The sequence below is a fragment of the Nonomuraea sp. NPDC048882 genome, from assembly GCF_040649755.1.
Classification (GTDB): Bacteria; Actinomycetota; Actinomycetes; order Streptosporangiales; family Streptosporangiaceae; genus Nonomuraea; species Nonomuraea maheshkhaliensis.
In genome coordinates this window covers 430,386-443,605 of the sequence record NZ_JBEZGB010000003.1, presented here as the reverse complement: position 1 = coordinate 443,605, position 13,220 = coordinate 430,386, and the positions used below count along the sequence as shown (strand labels likewise).

Sequence of the window (13,220 nt, the reverse complement as noted above, 5' to 3'; positions counted from 1 at the left end):
CGGTCAGTGGGATTCGCGGCCGACGTGGTCGCCGCCGGAGCCGAGGAGGAAGTCGAGGTCGGCGCCGCGGTCGGCCTGGGTGACGTGCTCGACGTAGAGGCGTTCCCACCCGCGTACGGGCCGCGCGTGCCCGGTCATGACCGGCTCCCTGGCGGCCAGCTCGGCGTCGGGGACGTCCACGTCGAGGCGGCGGGCGGCCACGTCGAGCACGATCGGGTCGCCGGTGCGCACCCTGGCCAGCGGCCCGCCGGCGGCGGCCTCGGGGGCGGCGTGCAGGACGACGGTGCCGTACGCGGTGCCGCTCATACGCGCGTCGCTGATCCGCACCATGTCGCGTACGCCCTTCTCCAGCAGCTTGGCGGGCAGCGGCAGGTTGCCGACCTCGGGCATGCCGGGATAGCCCTTGGGCCCGCAGCCGCGCAGGATCAGCACGGAGGTCTCGTCCACGTCGAGGTCGGGCGAGTCGAGCCGGGCGTACACGTCCTCGACACTGTCGAAGACGACGGCCCGGCCGCGGTGGCGCAGCAGTTCGGGCGAGGCGGCGGCGGGCTTGATCACGGCGCCGGAGGGGGCGAGGTTGCCGCGCAGGACGGCGATGCCGGCGTCGGGCAGCAGGGGGTTCGAGCGGCGGCGGATGACGTCCTCGTCCCAGATCTCGGCGTCGGCGAGGTGCTCGACGAGCGGCCGTCCTGTGACGGTGATCGCGGCGGGGTCGAGCAGGTCCTCGACCTCCTTGAGCAGGGCGGCCAGGCCGCCCGCCCGGAACAGGTCGTCCATCAGGTGGCGTCCGGCCGGCTGCAGGTCCGCCAGCAGCGGCACGCCTGAGCCGGTGCGGTCGAAGTCGTCGAGGTCGAGCCGGACGCCGAGCCGGTCGGCCACGGCCAGCAGGTGGACGACGGCGTTGGTCGAGCCGCCGACGGCGGCCAGGGCGACGATGGCGTTGAGGAAGGAGCCCCTGGTCATGACCTGGCTGGGGCGGCGGCCGCGTTCGACCAGCTCGACGGCCAGGCGGCCGCTCTCGTGGGAGAGCTCCAGCAGGCGGCTGTCGGGGGCGGGGGTGCCGGCGGTGCCGGGCAGGGTCATGCCGAGCGCCTCGGCCATGCAGGCCATGGTGGAGGCGGTGCCCATGGTGTTGCAGTGGCCGCGGCTGCGGATCATGGAGGATTCGGAGCGCAGGAACGCCTCCCGGGAGAGGGTGCCGGCGCGTACCTCCTCGCTGAGCCGCCACACGTCGGTGCCGCAGCCGAGCGGGGCGCCGCGGAAGTGCCCGGTCAGCATGGGGCCACCGGGGACGACGAGCGCGGGCAGGTCCACGGAGGCGGCGGCCATGAGCAGCGACGGGATGGTCTTGTCGCAGCCGCCGAGCAGCACGACGCCGTCGATGGGATTGGCGCGCAGCATCTCCTCGGTGGCCATGGCGGCCAGATTGCGCCAGAGCATGGCGGTCGGGCGCACGTTCGTCTCGCCGAGGGAGACGACGGGCAGGTTGAGCGGCACACCACCGGCCTCCCAGACGCCGTTCATGACGCTCTGGGCCACCTCGTTCAGGTGGGAGTTGCACGGGGTGAGGTCGGAGGCGGTGTTGGCGATGGCGATGTGCGGCTTGCCGCCCTCGAACGCCTCGCGCGGCAGCCCGCGGCGCATCCAGGCCCGGTGAATGTAGGAGTTACGGTCGTTCCCCGAGTACCAGCGCGAACTCCTCAAATCCATGTTCGGCACCTTATCGGCGCTTCGGGGGATTCATCACGCTCTGTGGAGGAAGCAGCAGGGGCATGGAGCACATAGACGCGTATTGGCGGGCGGCCAACTATCTGTCCGTCGGGCAGATCTACCTGCTGGACAACCCGCTGCTCACCGAGCCGCTGCGGCCGGAGCACATCAAGCCGCGCCTGCTCGGCCACTGGGGCACGACGCCCGGCCTGAACTTCTGCTTCGCCCACCTCAACCGGGTGATCCGCGAACGGGACCAGGACATGATCTACATCGCGGGCCCCGGCCACGGCGGGCCCGCGGCGGTGGCGCACGCGTGGCTGGAGGGGTCGTACTCCGAGCGGTATCCGGACGTGTCGCAGGACGTGGAGGGCATGCGGCGGCTGTTCCGCCAGTTCTCCTTCCCCGGCGGCATCCCCAGTCACGTGGCACCGGAGACGCCCGGATCCATCCACGAGGGCGGCGAGCTGGGGTACGCGCTCGCGCACGCGTACGGCGCCGCCTTCGACAACCCCGACCTGGTGGTGGCCTGCGTCATCGGCGACGGCGAGGCCGAGACCGGCCCGCTGGCCGCAAGCTGGCACTCCGGCAAGTTCACCGACCGCCGCCGTGACGGCATGGTGCTGCCCATCCTGCACCTGAACGGCTACAAGATCGCCAACCCGACCGTCCTGGCCCGCATCCCCACCGGCGAGCTGCTCAAGCTCATGGAGGGGTACGGCTACCGCCCCCATCTGGTCGGCCCCGACCACGAGGAGATGGCCCGCACCCTCGACACGGCGTTCGAGGAGATGGCCGCGTACAAGGCGGGCGACGCCGAGCGGCCGCCGATGATCATCCTGCGCACGCCGAAGGGCTGGACCGGCCCCAAGGAGGTGGACGGCAAGCCGGTGGAGGGCACCTGGCGGGCGCACCAGGTGCCGCTGGCCAAGGTCCGCGAGAACTCGACGCACCTGGCCATGCTGGAGGAGTGGATGCGCTCGTACCGGCCGGAGGAGCTGTTCGGCGCGGACGGGCGGCCGGTCGAGCAGATCCTGCGCACGGTCCCCGACGGCCCGCGCAGGATGAGCGCCAACCCGCACACCAACGGCGGCGAGCTGCTGAAGCCGCTGCGGCTGCCGGACTTCCGCAGGCTCGCGGTCGAGGTCAAGGCGCCGGCCGAGCAGTCCAGCGAGCCCACGCGGGTGCTGGGCGGGTTCCTGCGCGACGTGATCGCCGCGAACCCGGAGACGTTCCGGCTGATGGGGCCGGACGAGACCGCCTCGAACCGGCTGTCGGAGGTGTTCGAGGTCACCGACCGCGCCTGGAACGCCGAGACGCTGCCCACGGACGAGAACCTGGGGCCGGGCGGCCGGGTCATGGAGGTGCTGAGCGAGCACCTGTGCCAGGGCTGGCTGGAGGGCTACCTGCTGACCGGGCGGCACGGGCTGTTCAACTGTTACGAGGCGTTCATCCACATCATCGACGCGATGTTCAACCAGCACGCCAAGTGGCTGGAGTCGTCGCAGAAGATCCCGTGGCGGCGGCCGGTGGCGTCGCTGACGTACCTGCTGTCGTCGCACGTGTGGCGGCAGGACCACAACGGCTTCAGCCACCAGGATCCCGGCTTCCTCGACGTCGTGGTGAACAAGAAGGCGTCGGTGGTGCGGGTCTACCTGCCGCCGGACGCCAACACGCTGCTCTCGGTCGGCGACCACTGCCTGCGTTCGCGCGACTACGTCAACGTGATCGTGGCCGGCAAGCAGCCGGTGCTGGACCTGTTCACGATGGAAGAGGCGATCGCGCACAACACGCGCGGGCTGGGCATCCTGCCGTGGGCCTCCACCGACCAGGGCGCGGAGCCGGACGTGGTGCTGGCCTGCGCAGGTGACGTGCCCACCCTGGAGACGCTGGCCGCCGCCGCGCTGCTCCGCGAGCACCTGCCGGAGCTGCGGGTACGCGTCGTCAACGTGGTGGACCTCATGCGCCTGCAGCCGCCGACGGAGCATCCGCACGGCATGTCGGACGCCGAGTTCGACACCCTGTTCACCCGGGACAGGCCGGTCATCTTCAACTTCCACGGCTATCCGTCGCTCATCCACCAGCTCACCTACCGCCGCAACGGTCACGCCAACATCCATGTGCGCGGTTACAAGGAGGAGGGCACCACGACGACGCCGTTCGACATGTGCATGCTCAACGACATCGACCGCTTCCACCTCGTCATGGACGTCGTCGACCGGGTGCCGGGGCTCGGCTCCAAGGCCGCGCACCTGCGCCAGCACATGAGCGACGAGCGGCTGCGGGCCCGCGCCTACACGCGGGACCACGGCGAGGACCCGGCGGACATCAGGTCGTGGACATGGCCGGGCGCATCCTCGTCCTGAACACGGGCTCCTCCTCGATCAAGTACGAGCTCGTGGACATGGGCACGGGCGATCGTCCGGCCCGCGGCCTGGTGGAGCGCATCGGCGAGGAGTCCGGGCGGCTGGAGCACCACGCGGGCGCCGGGCCGCCGTACGAGCGGGCGGAGCGCTTCGCCACGCACGAGGAGGGGCTGGCCGCGGTCATGGACGCGTTCGCGCGCCAGGGGCCGCGGCTCGACCCCGTCGCGGTCGGGCACCGCATCGTGCACGGCGGCGAGCGCTTCACGGAGGCGGTGCTCATCGACGACGGCGTGATCGCCGCCGTCGAGGAGCTGGCGCCGCTCGCGCCGCTGCACAATCCGGTCAACCTGGCCGGCGTACGCGTGGCGCGGGCGGCGTTCCCCGGCGTCCCGCAGGTGGCGGTGTTCGACACGGCGTTCCATCGCACGCTGCCGCCCGAGGCGTACACGTACGCGGTGCCGCGCGACTGGCGCGAGCGGCTCGGCGTGCGCCGTTTCGGCTTCCACGGCACCTCGTGCGCGTACGTCTCCCGCCGCGCCGCCGCCGTCCTGGGCCGTGACCTGGCCGACCTCAACCTGATCGTGCTGCACCTCGGCAACGGCGCGAGCGCGACCGCGATCTCCGGCGGGCGCAGCGTCGACACCTCCATGGGCCTGACCCCGCTGGAGGGGCTGGTCATGGGGACGCGCTCGGGCGACGTGGACCCCGCGCTCGGCGGCTACCTCGCCCGGGTGGACGGGATGGACGCCCGGCGGGTGGAGGACGCGCTCGGTTACGAGGGCGGCCTGCTCGCGCTCGCCGGGACCATGGACATGCGGGAGGTACGCGCCCGCGACGACGAGGAGGCCAGGCTGGCCCTCGACGTCTACACCCGCCGCATCCGCAAGTACGTCGGCGCCTACTACGCCCTGCTCGGCCGCCTGGATGCGATCGTCTTCACCGGCGGGGTGGGCGAGCACGACGCCGCCACCCGGGCCGAGTCGCTGGCCGGGCTGGAGCGCCTGGGCATCGTGGTGGACCAGGAGCTGAACGCGGCGGCCTCGCGGGCGGAGCGGGCGGTCTCGCCGCCGGACGCGCGGGTGGCGGTGCTGGTCGTCCCGACGGACGAGGAGTGGGAGATCGCCTGCCAGGCCCACGCCCTGATCGGCGGCGCCTGACCAGCTTCTCCCGGTAAAAACCCGGAGCATTTCCCACCGAACACGCAAAGCGTGACCGGATGGTCATAAGGCATGAACCACCCAAGGTAAGCCGTTGGTAAGGTTGTCCAGAAATGTTCGAGTTTGGACGGGTGGGATAGGTGGAGGTCGAACAGACAGCGTTGCCGGGAATCGGCTTGAAACATGACTTCCTTACCCGCAAGGGACAGCGGGTGGGCGTCGTGTCTCATCGCACCGGACGCCGGGATCTGGTCATCTACGACAAGGATGACCCGGATTCGGTCTGTCAGATGGTCAAGCTCAACGACGAGGAGGCCGACGCCCTGGCCGAGCTCCTCGGCGCCCCTCGCATCGTGCAGCGGCTCAACCAGCTGCACCAGCAGGTCGAGGGCCTGGTCAGCGTGCAGCTCCCCATCCCCGACGGCTCCCCCTACGCGGGCCGTCCCATGGGTGACGCGCGCGTGAGGACCCGGACGAGCGCCTCGATCGTGGCCGTCGTCAGGAGCGGGCAGGTCTTCGCCAGCCCCGGACCTGACTTCACCTTCCGCGTCGGTGATGTCGTGGTCGTCGTCGGCAGCGAGGACAGCACGGCCGAGGTCGCCGGCATTCTGGCCGAAGGATAGGGCCGCGGGTGCACGAAACCGCGATCATCTTTCTCGAATTCGGTGCCGTTCTTCTCGGTCTTGGCGTCCTGGGCGCCCTGGCACTGCGCGGCGGAATCTCCCCCATCCCGCTCTACCTGATCGCCGGCCTCGCGTTCGGCACCGGCGGCGTGCTGCCGCTGGCCACCAGCGAGGAGTTCATCTCGGTCGGCGCCGAGCTGGGCGTGGTGCTGCTGCTGCTCACGCTGGGTCTCGAATACAACGCCGACGAGCTGGTCACCAGCCTCAAGAGCAACGCCCGGGCCGGCATCGTGGACCTGGTGCTCAACGCCGCCCCCGGCGCCGCCTGCGCGCTGCTGCTCGGCTGGGGGCCGGTCGCCGCCGTGGCCATGGCCGGCGTCACCTACGCCACCTCGTCCGGCATCACCGCCAAGGTGCTGTCCGACCTGGGGTGGATCGGTAACCGGGAGACGCCGACCGTCCTTTCGCTGCTGGTCTTCGAAGACCTCACGATGGCGATCTACCTGCCGGTCCTGACGACCATGCTGGCCGGGCTGAGCCTGCTCAGCGGGGCCATCTCCGTCGGCATCGCGCTGCTCACCGTGAGCGTCGTGCTGGTCGTGGCGCTGCGTTTCGGGCGCTTCATCGAGGCGTTCGTGTCCAGCCCCAACTCCGAGGTGCTGCTGCTCAAGGTCGTCGGCCTGGCCCTGCTGGTCGCCGGTCTGGCCCAGCAGCTGCAGGTCTCGGCGGCGGTGGGCGCGTTCCTGGTCGGCATCGCGCTGTCGGGCGAGCTGGCCGAGGACGCGCAGGCGCTGCTGGCGCCGCTGCGCGACCTGTTCGCGGCCGTGTTCTTCGTCTTCTTCGGCTTCCAGACCGATCCGGCGAAGATCCTCCCGGTCGCGGGCCTCGCCGCACTGCTGGCCCTGATCAGCATGATCACCAAGCTGCTGACCGGTATGTACGCGGCCAAACAGGCGGGCATCGCCAAGGCCGGCCAGGCGCGAGCGGGCATCGCGCTCATCCCGCGCGGCGAGTTCAACATCGTCATCGCCGGTCTTGCGGTGGGTGCGGGCGTGCATCCCGACCTGGGAGCGCTGGCGGCGGCATACGTGCTCATCCTGGCGGCGTTCGGCCCGCTGGCGGCCAAGCTGGTGCAGCCGCTCATCACCTCCATCGCCAACCGGGCAGTCTGACGCCGGGAGCGCCGATCCGCTAGTTTGTTCGCATGGCAGACCGCAGGCTCGGCGTTCCCGCACCCCCGGTGGAGCAGACGATCAGGTCCGCAGACTGGGACAGCCTCGACATCTCCGGCGAAATCCATCGCCGGGTGCTGTTCCAGGACGTGGACCTGACGGAGCTGTCCGACCACGGCTCCTCCTTCGAGGAGTGCCAGTTCAGAAACGTGCGCTTCAACGTCTCGGTCCACGAGGACGCGCGCTTCCTCAACTGCGTGTTCTCGCGCTGCTCGTTCTTCGACGCCACGTTCACGGGCTGCAAGCTGACCGGCTGCGTGTTCGACGGCTGCACCTACGGGCTGCTCAAGGTGTCCGGCGGCGACTGGTCCTACGTCGCCCTGCCCGGCGCCGACCTGCGCGGCAGCACCTTCCACGGCACCCGGCTGCGCGAGGCCGACCTGTCGGCGGCCCGGCTGTCGGGCGCCGAGCTGCGGCGCTGCGACCTGTCCGGAGCGTGGCTGCGCGAGGCCGACCTCACCGGATGCGATCTGCGCGGCAGCGATCTGAGCACGCTCGACCCGCGTGAGGTCACGATCAAGGGCGCGATCATCGACCCGTTCCAGGCGACCGTGGTGGCGGGGGCTCTAGGGTTTGACGTACGAGACTGACCCCCACCCCCCGGGACACCTCTTGCCGAACGCCGAACTCACCCCCGCCGAGCAGGCCGTCTCCGCCGCCGTGGCCCGCGGCGCCAAGGTCGACCTGCGCTCGGGCGACCCCGCCCGCGACTCCCCCGCCGGCGCCGCCTCCTGGGGCGCCGAGCGCGAGATCCGCGCGGAGGTGCTGGAACGGCTGCTGCTGGCCGAATACAGCGAGCCCGCCGACAAACCCGGCCTGCGCCTGACCGGGGCGCGCGTCACCGGCACGCTCAAGCTGGCGTTCGGCGAGATCGACTTCCCGGTCATCCTGCACGACTGCGCGTTCGACGAGGTCCCCGACCTCTACCAGGCCCGCACCCGCTTCCTCAGCTTCGCCGGCTCGCACCTGCCCGGCCTGATCGCCTCCAACATCCAGGTCGAGGGCAACCTGCGGCTGGTCGGCTGCCACGTACGCGGCGAGCTGCGCATGCCCGGCGCCCGGATCAACGGCAACCTCACGCTCAACGGCGCCCGCCTCCACCATCCCGGCGCCACCGCGCTCAACGCCGAGCACCTCGACCTCGGCGCCAGCCTGCGCGCCGAGGACGGCTTCAGCTGCGACGGCGAGATCCTGCTCACCGCGGCCAACATCGGCGGCGCGGTCCAGTTCGACGGCGCACGCCTGCGGGCGCCGGGCGGACTGGCGTTCGGCGGGTCCAACCTGGTCGTGCAGGTCGCGCTGTTCGCCAGGGACGTCGAGGTGGACGGCGAGTTCAGCCTGCGCTTCGCCCGGGTCGGCGGGCCGCTCTCGCTGCGCGGATCCCGGCTGCGCAACCCCGGCCGGCTCGCCGTGCGCGCCGGCGGGCTCAACGCCGAGGGCGGGTTCTTCATGTCGCTGACCGAGGTGGAGGGCATCGTCTGGATCGAGGCCGCCGCCGTCAGCCGCTCGTTCAACCTCAACGGCGCCCACCTGCGCAACCCGGGTGACCTCGTGCTGGCGGGCGACGGCCTCGTCGTCGACGGCGCCCTGGTGGCCCGCGACGGGCTCATCGCCGAGGGCGAGATCAGCCTGCTCGACGCCTCCGTCAGCGGCCCCGTCCACTTCGAGGGCGCGACACTGGTCAACCCGGGCGGCGCGGCGCTGTCGGCCAACGGGCTCACGGTCGGCAAAGTGCTCAACCTCTGCGACGGCTTCACGGCGCGCGGGCGCATCCGGCTGACCAACGCCAGGATCGGCAGCCGCCTCTGCCTCAAGCGCGCCACGCTGGAGGCGCCCGGCGACGTGGCGCTCAAATGCCTCGGGATGGAGACGCGGGAGCTGTCGCTGCACACCGCCAAGCCGGTCGAGGGCACGGTCGAGTTGCGGCACGCCCGCATCGGGGTGCTGCGCGACAGCCCCGGCGTGTGGCCGGACGAGTTACGCATGGACGGGCTGTCGTACGAGGCGCTCGAACCCATGCTGCCGGCCGCCGAGCGGCTGGGCTGGCTCGGCCGCGATATCGACGGCTACCTGCCCAACGCCTACGAGCAGCTCGCCGCGCTCTACCGGCGCCTCGGCAGCGACGCCGACGCCCGTGACACGCTGCTGGCCGGTCAGCAGCAGCGCCGCACATCACTGCCCTGGTACGCGCGCCTGTGGGGGCACCTCCAGGACGTCACCGTCGGCTACGGCTTCCGCCCGCTGCGCGCGGCCGGCTGGCTGCTGGCGCTGCTGGGCCTGGGCACGCTGGTGTTCGGGCAGAACGAGCCGCCGCCGCTGAAAGCGGGTGAAGCGCCGGAGTTCAACGCGCTGGTCTACTCGCTCGACCTGCTGCTGCCGATCATCGACTTCGGCCAGGAGAAGGCGTTCAACCCGGGTGGTGGGACGCAGTGGCTGGCGTACGGGCTGATCGCGGCGGGCTGGGTGCTGGCCACGACGATCGCCGCCGGCCTGACCCGCTCACTGCGCCGCGCGTGAGCTGGTCGAGCGCGGCGGCGGTGGCGGCGTCGGCGGGCAGGTAGACCACGATGCGCTGCTCCGACCCCGTCAGGTCGAGCTGCTCCCTGGCCAGCCGCAGCTCGCCGGCCTCCGGATGCGCGAAGCGCTGCACGTCGTCCGGCACCGGCGGCCCGGGCGTCGCGGCAAGACGCCCGGTGAAGGCGTACCCCGCCACGAAGGACAGCTCGTCGAACAACTCGGCCGCCCAGGGGTCGTCGGCGCCGGCCTCGTACTTGAGCGTGGCGGCGTGCTCGTCGGCGACCCGGTCCCAGTCGGGGTAGGCGGTCCTGGCCCGCGCGTCGGTGAAGACGAAGCGGGTCAGATTGGGAACGTCGTGCTCCAGCAGGCCGACGGGGCCGTGCAGCCGCTCGAAGCCGGTGGTGTGGGCGAGCACGTCGCCCAGCCGGTTGAGCAGCGCCGCGGGGGCGGGTTCGAGCCGGTCGAGCAGCGCCCGCACGGTGGGCCGCACGGTGCTGTGGGGCGCCTGGGCGCCCGCCGGGCAGAGCGCGATGCCGCCGCCGGCCACCTTGGCCAGGTGACGCAGGTAGATCCGCTCCTGCGGCGTCAGGCGCAGGGCGTCGGCGAGCGAGGCGAGCACCGCCACCGACGGGTTGCGGTCGCGGCCCTGCTCCAGCCTGGTCAGATATTCGACGCTCACCCCCGCCACGGTGGCCAGCTCCGACCTGCGCAGCCCGGGCGTGCGCCGGCGGCCGCCGCCGGGCAGGCCGACGTCGGCGGGCCTGGTCGCCTCCCGGCGTGCGCGCAGGTAGGCCCCCAGCTCGTTCTCACTCACGGTGCCGAGTCTAGGGGCCGGCCGCTCCGTTATCGTGGCCCTCCGGGGGCCAGTCTGGGCCCGGCCTTCCTGCGCCTGCGGCGGCACGGCAGGGTTGGTGTCCATGACGAAGACGACAGTGATCACCTCCGGCCCGGGGAGGGCGTGATGCGGTATCGGCTGCTCGGGCGTACCGGATTGCGGGTGTCCGACCTGTTCCTCGGCGCGATGACCTACCAGGAGTCCTCGCCCGAGGTGCGGCGGATCTTCGGCACGTACGCCGACGCCGGCGGCAACGTGATCGACACCGCCTCCATGTACGGCGAGAGCGAGAGCGTCGTCGGCGAGCTGCTCCAGGGACGTCGCGACCGTTTCGTCCTGGCGACGAAGTACACCGGCACCCGCGACCGCACCGACCTGAACGCGGCCGGCAACCACCGCAAGAACCTCGTGCTGTCGCTGGAGCAGAGCCTGCGCCGGCTGCGCACCGACTACGTCGACCTGTTCTGGGTGCACGTGTGGGACCGCCACACGCCCATTGAGGAGACGATGCGGGCGCTGGACGACGTGGTCCGCTCGGGCAAGGTGCTCTACGCAGGCATCTCCGACGCGCCGGCCTGGCTGGTCAGCCGGGCCAACACGCTGGCGGAGTGGCGCGGGTGGACGCCGTTCGCCGGGCTGCAGGTGCCCTACAGCCTGCTTTGGCGGGACGTGGAGCGCGAACTGCTGCCGATGGCGCGGGCGTACGGGATGAGCGTGGCTGCGTGGGGCGTGCTCGCGCGGGGCGTGCTGTCCGGCCGGTACGCCCGGCCGGGGGCGGCGGCCTCGCGGGTGTCGCCGGAGTCGATCAGCGAGCGGGACCGGGCAGCGGTGCGGGTCGTGACGGAGGTGGCCGGCGAGCTGGGCGTGACGGCCGCGCAGGTGGCCATCGCCTGGGCGGTGTCGCGTGGCGTGCATCCCATCCTCGGGGCGAGCACCGCCGAGCAGCTCGCGGAGCTCCTGGGGGCCTCGGACGTACGGCTGCCTGAGGAGGCGGTGCGGCGGCTGGAGGGGGCGGCGGAGTTCGAGCTGGGCTTCCCCGGCGACTTCATCGCCCAGACGGACGCCAGCCAGGACCTGTACGGCGACGCCCTCCCCCGCCTGACCGGCCGCTGACCCCGCCCCGCCCGTCCCGATCGGTAAGGCCCTCGCGAAGCCGGGCAGCGCGCCGCCCCTCTCGCGCGCCTCCTGCCGCGCGATCCGCCCCGGGCTGCTCAGCCCGGGTCCACGTCCTCCCGGTCACGGCCCCGGCGCGTGGTCCTCAGCAGGACGAACGCGCCCAGCACCACCAGCACGGCCAGCCCGCCCCAGATCCATCCGGGAACGCCCGCCGAAGACGCGGGCTGCTGCCCGGCCACCACGGATGCGTCCGTCCCGTCAGCCGCTCCCGTGGCGGAACCGCTGGCAGGAGCGCCGGTGGTGGGGGCGGCGGTGGGGGCGCCGGTGGGGGCGGCGGACTGGCCGTCCGCCGGCGCGGTCTGCTCGCCCGAAGGCGACGCCGTCGAGGAGGATCCGCGCACGCCGAAGGGGATCTCCCCCTCGATGGGATGCCCGTCCGAGGAGACGACGCGCCAGGCGAGCACGTACGAGCCCGGCGGGAGAGGCTGCGGCACGTCGGCGAGGACGAGGGGGCCGTCCAGCCGGGGCTCGCCGAGGCCGATCTCCTTGCCCGCCGCGTCGTGGAGCACGACGAACGGGAACTTCACGCTGGCGGTGAATTCGAGTTCGATCTCCTTGGGCGAAGACACCTGGGCGTTCTTCGCGGGCGAGCTGCTCTTGAGCGAGTCGTGGGCCAAGGCGGGCGAGGCCGGAAATATCAGGAAAAGGGCGCAGGCGAACGCCGCCAGCGCGGCCTTGCGAATGTGTCGCGGCGGGAATGTCATGCTGGTCTCCAGAGATCATCCGGACGACCGCGCCCACGGCGCCGCCGTCCGGGCACAGGCAAGGGCGGGGAGGTGCGTCAGTGACGCGCCATCGCCGGTGGTCCTCGCCTGCTGATCGTCCCCGGTACGGCCCTGCCCGAGCAGGCGGCGGCGCCGTACGTCATCGGCCGCCCGTCCCGCCCCGCCGTTCCCGCGCCGTCCGGTGCCGGGGCGGGGACGAGCAGGCGTACGAGCGAGCCCACGAGAGGCCCCACGACCGGGCACTCCGTGCCGCACAAGCGGATCATGGTCCACAACGCGCGCTCGCCCCGATGCAGCCACCACGCCGTCAGCGCCGCGACCGTGAGATGGGCCAGCGCCATGCTGAACGAGGGGTGCCCGCTCGGCGAAGTCCCGTGAAGAAGGTGGCCGGGGTCTGGCTGCGGTCCGAAAGGACCAGGGAAGTGGGTCCGCGCGGGCGCGAGCCGTTCGAAGAGCAGGTGCAGCAGCGTCTGGGTGCCCACGGTGGCGGCCAGCACGGCCGCAGGGCCGCGCTCGCGCCCGTCGATCAGGTACGCCAGCGCGAACGCGGCGAGCGTCCCGGCCAGGTAGGCCCCGAACGGCACCGCTCCCCCGCCGGCCAGCGCGTGCCCACCGGCCGACACCGCCCCGCACACGGTCGCGAACACCACGGCCCGCGCCAGCCGCAACCCCGCTCCCCCGGCAGCGGTCCCGATAGCGCCCCCGGCAGTGCCCGGGAGAGGTGTCACGTCCGCGAAGGCCACCCCGCCGAAGGCCCTCCCGCCCGAAGGCGCGCCACCGGACGCGGCGCGGGCGAAGGGCCCGGAGAGGGACGGAGTGGGCACAGCCGACATCTTTCCACAGAGTTCGTCAGGACCCGGAGGTTCGAAACGCCCGCGT

General features: G+C 72.2%; 11 protein-coding genes. 7 read left to right on the top strand and 4 right to left on the bottom strand.

Translation table 11 applies throughout. The features are described from left to right. Window positions 1–3: 3 nt before the first annotated feature. Window positions 4–1,710 (bottom strand): dihydroxy-acid dehydratase, encoded by a 1,707-nt coding sequence (locus AB0C27_RS12075; RefSeq protein WP_357841759.1) that lies wholly within the window; start codon window positions 1,708–1,710, stop codon window positions 4–6. A gap of 62 nt (window positions 1,711–1,772) precedes the next feature. Here AB0C27_RS12075 and AB0C27_RS12070 point away from each other — a divergent pair, with 62 nt between their 5' ends. The 6 genes from AB0C27_RS12070 (at window position 1,773) to AB0C27_RS12045 (ending at window position 9,605) form a co-directional block, all read left to right on the top strand. Beyond that, window positions 1,773–4,076, top strand: a complete 2,304-nt coding sequence (locus AB0C27_RS12070; RefSeq protein WP_357841756.1) for a phosphoketolase family protein — start codon at window positions 1,773–1,775, stop codon at window positions 4,074–4,076. Continuing rightward, complete coding sequence (locus tag AB0C27_RS12065; RefSeq protein WP_357841753.1) at window positions 4,052–5,233, top strand: acetate kinase; 1,182 nt, start codon at window positions 4,052–4,054, stop codon at window positions 5,231–5,233. The genes AB0C27_RS12070 and AB0C27_RS12065 overlap by 25 nt, the downstream gene beginning before the upstream one ends. Window positions 5,234–5,373: 140 nt before the next feature. Continuing rightward, complete coding sequence (locus AB0C27_RS12060) at window positions 5,374–5,856, top strand: cation:proton antiporter regulatory subunit (protein ID WP_106237176.1); 483 nt, start codon at window positions 5,374–5,376, stop codon at window positions 5,854–5,856. Window positions 5,857–5,864: 8 nt separating this feature from the next. Next, window positions 5,865–7,028 carry a cation:proton antiporter gene (locus tag AB0C27_RS12055; RefSeq protein WP_357841750.1) on the top strand — a complete coding sequence of 388 codons (1,164 nt, stop codon included), beginning with the start codon at window positions 5,865–5,867 and terminating at the stop codon, window positions 7,026–7,028. Window positions 7,029–7,060: 32 nt separating this feature from the next. Beyond that, entirely contained in the window at window positions 7,061–7,678 is a 618-nt protein-coding gene (locus AB0C27_RS12050; protein WP_357841747.1) for a pentapeptide repeat-containing protein, read from the top strand. Between the two features lie 22 nt (window positions 7,679–7,700). Beyond that, window positions 7,701–9,605, top strand: coding sequence for a hypothetical protein (locus AB0C27_RS12045; protein ID WP_357841744.1), 1,905 nt, complete (start codon window positions 7,701–7,703; stop codon window positions 9,603–9,605). Here AB0C27_RS12045 and AB0C27_RS12040 read toward each other — a convergent pair. Then, the gene (locus tag AB0C27_RS12040) at window positions 9,496–10,419 is read right to left on the bottom strand and encodes a helix-turn-helix transcriptional regulator (RefSeq protein WP_357841741.1); all 924 of its coding nucleotides are present in this window, start codon (window positions 10,417–10,419) and stop codon (window positions 9,496–9,498) included. The genes AB0C27_RS12045 and AB0C27_RS12040 overlap by 110 nt on opposite strands. Window positions 10,420–10,566: 147 nt before the next feature. Here AB0C27_RS12040 and AB0C27_RS12035 point away from each other — a divergent pair, with 147 nt between their 5' ends. Then, window positions 10,567–11,553, top strand: coding sequence for an aldo/keto reductase (locus tag AB0C27_RS12035; protein ID WP_357841738.1), 987 nt, complete (start codon window positions 10,567–10,569; stop codon window positions 11,551–11,553). Window positions 11,554–11,651: 98 nt separating this feature from the next. Here AB0C27_RS12035 and AB0C27_RS12030 read toward each other — a convergent pair whose 3' ends face one another. Both AB0C27_RS12030 and AB0C27_RS12025 read right to left on the bottom strand, forming a co-directional pair. Further along, on the bottom strand, window positions 11,652–12,320 hold the full coding sequence (locus AB0C27_RS12030) for a copper resistance protein CopC (protein ID WP_357841735.1): 669 nt from the start codon (window positions 12,318–12,320) through the stop codon (window positions 11,652–11,654). A gap of 77 nt (window positions 12,321–12,397) precedes the next feature. Further along, on the bottom strand, window positions 12,398–13,009 hold the full coding sequence (locus AB0C27_RS12025) for a hypothetical protein (RefSeq protein WP_357841732.1): 612 nt from the start codon (window positions 13,007–13,009) through the stop codon (window positions 12,398–12,400). Window positions 13,010–13,220 lie beyond the last annotated feature (211 nt).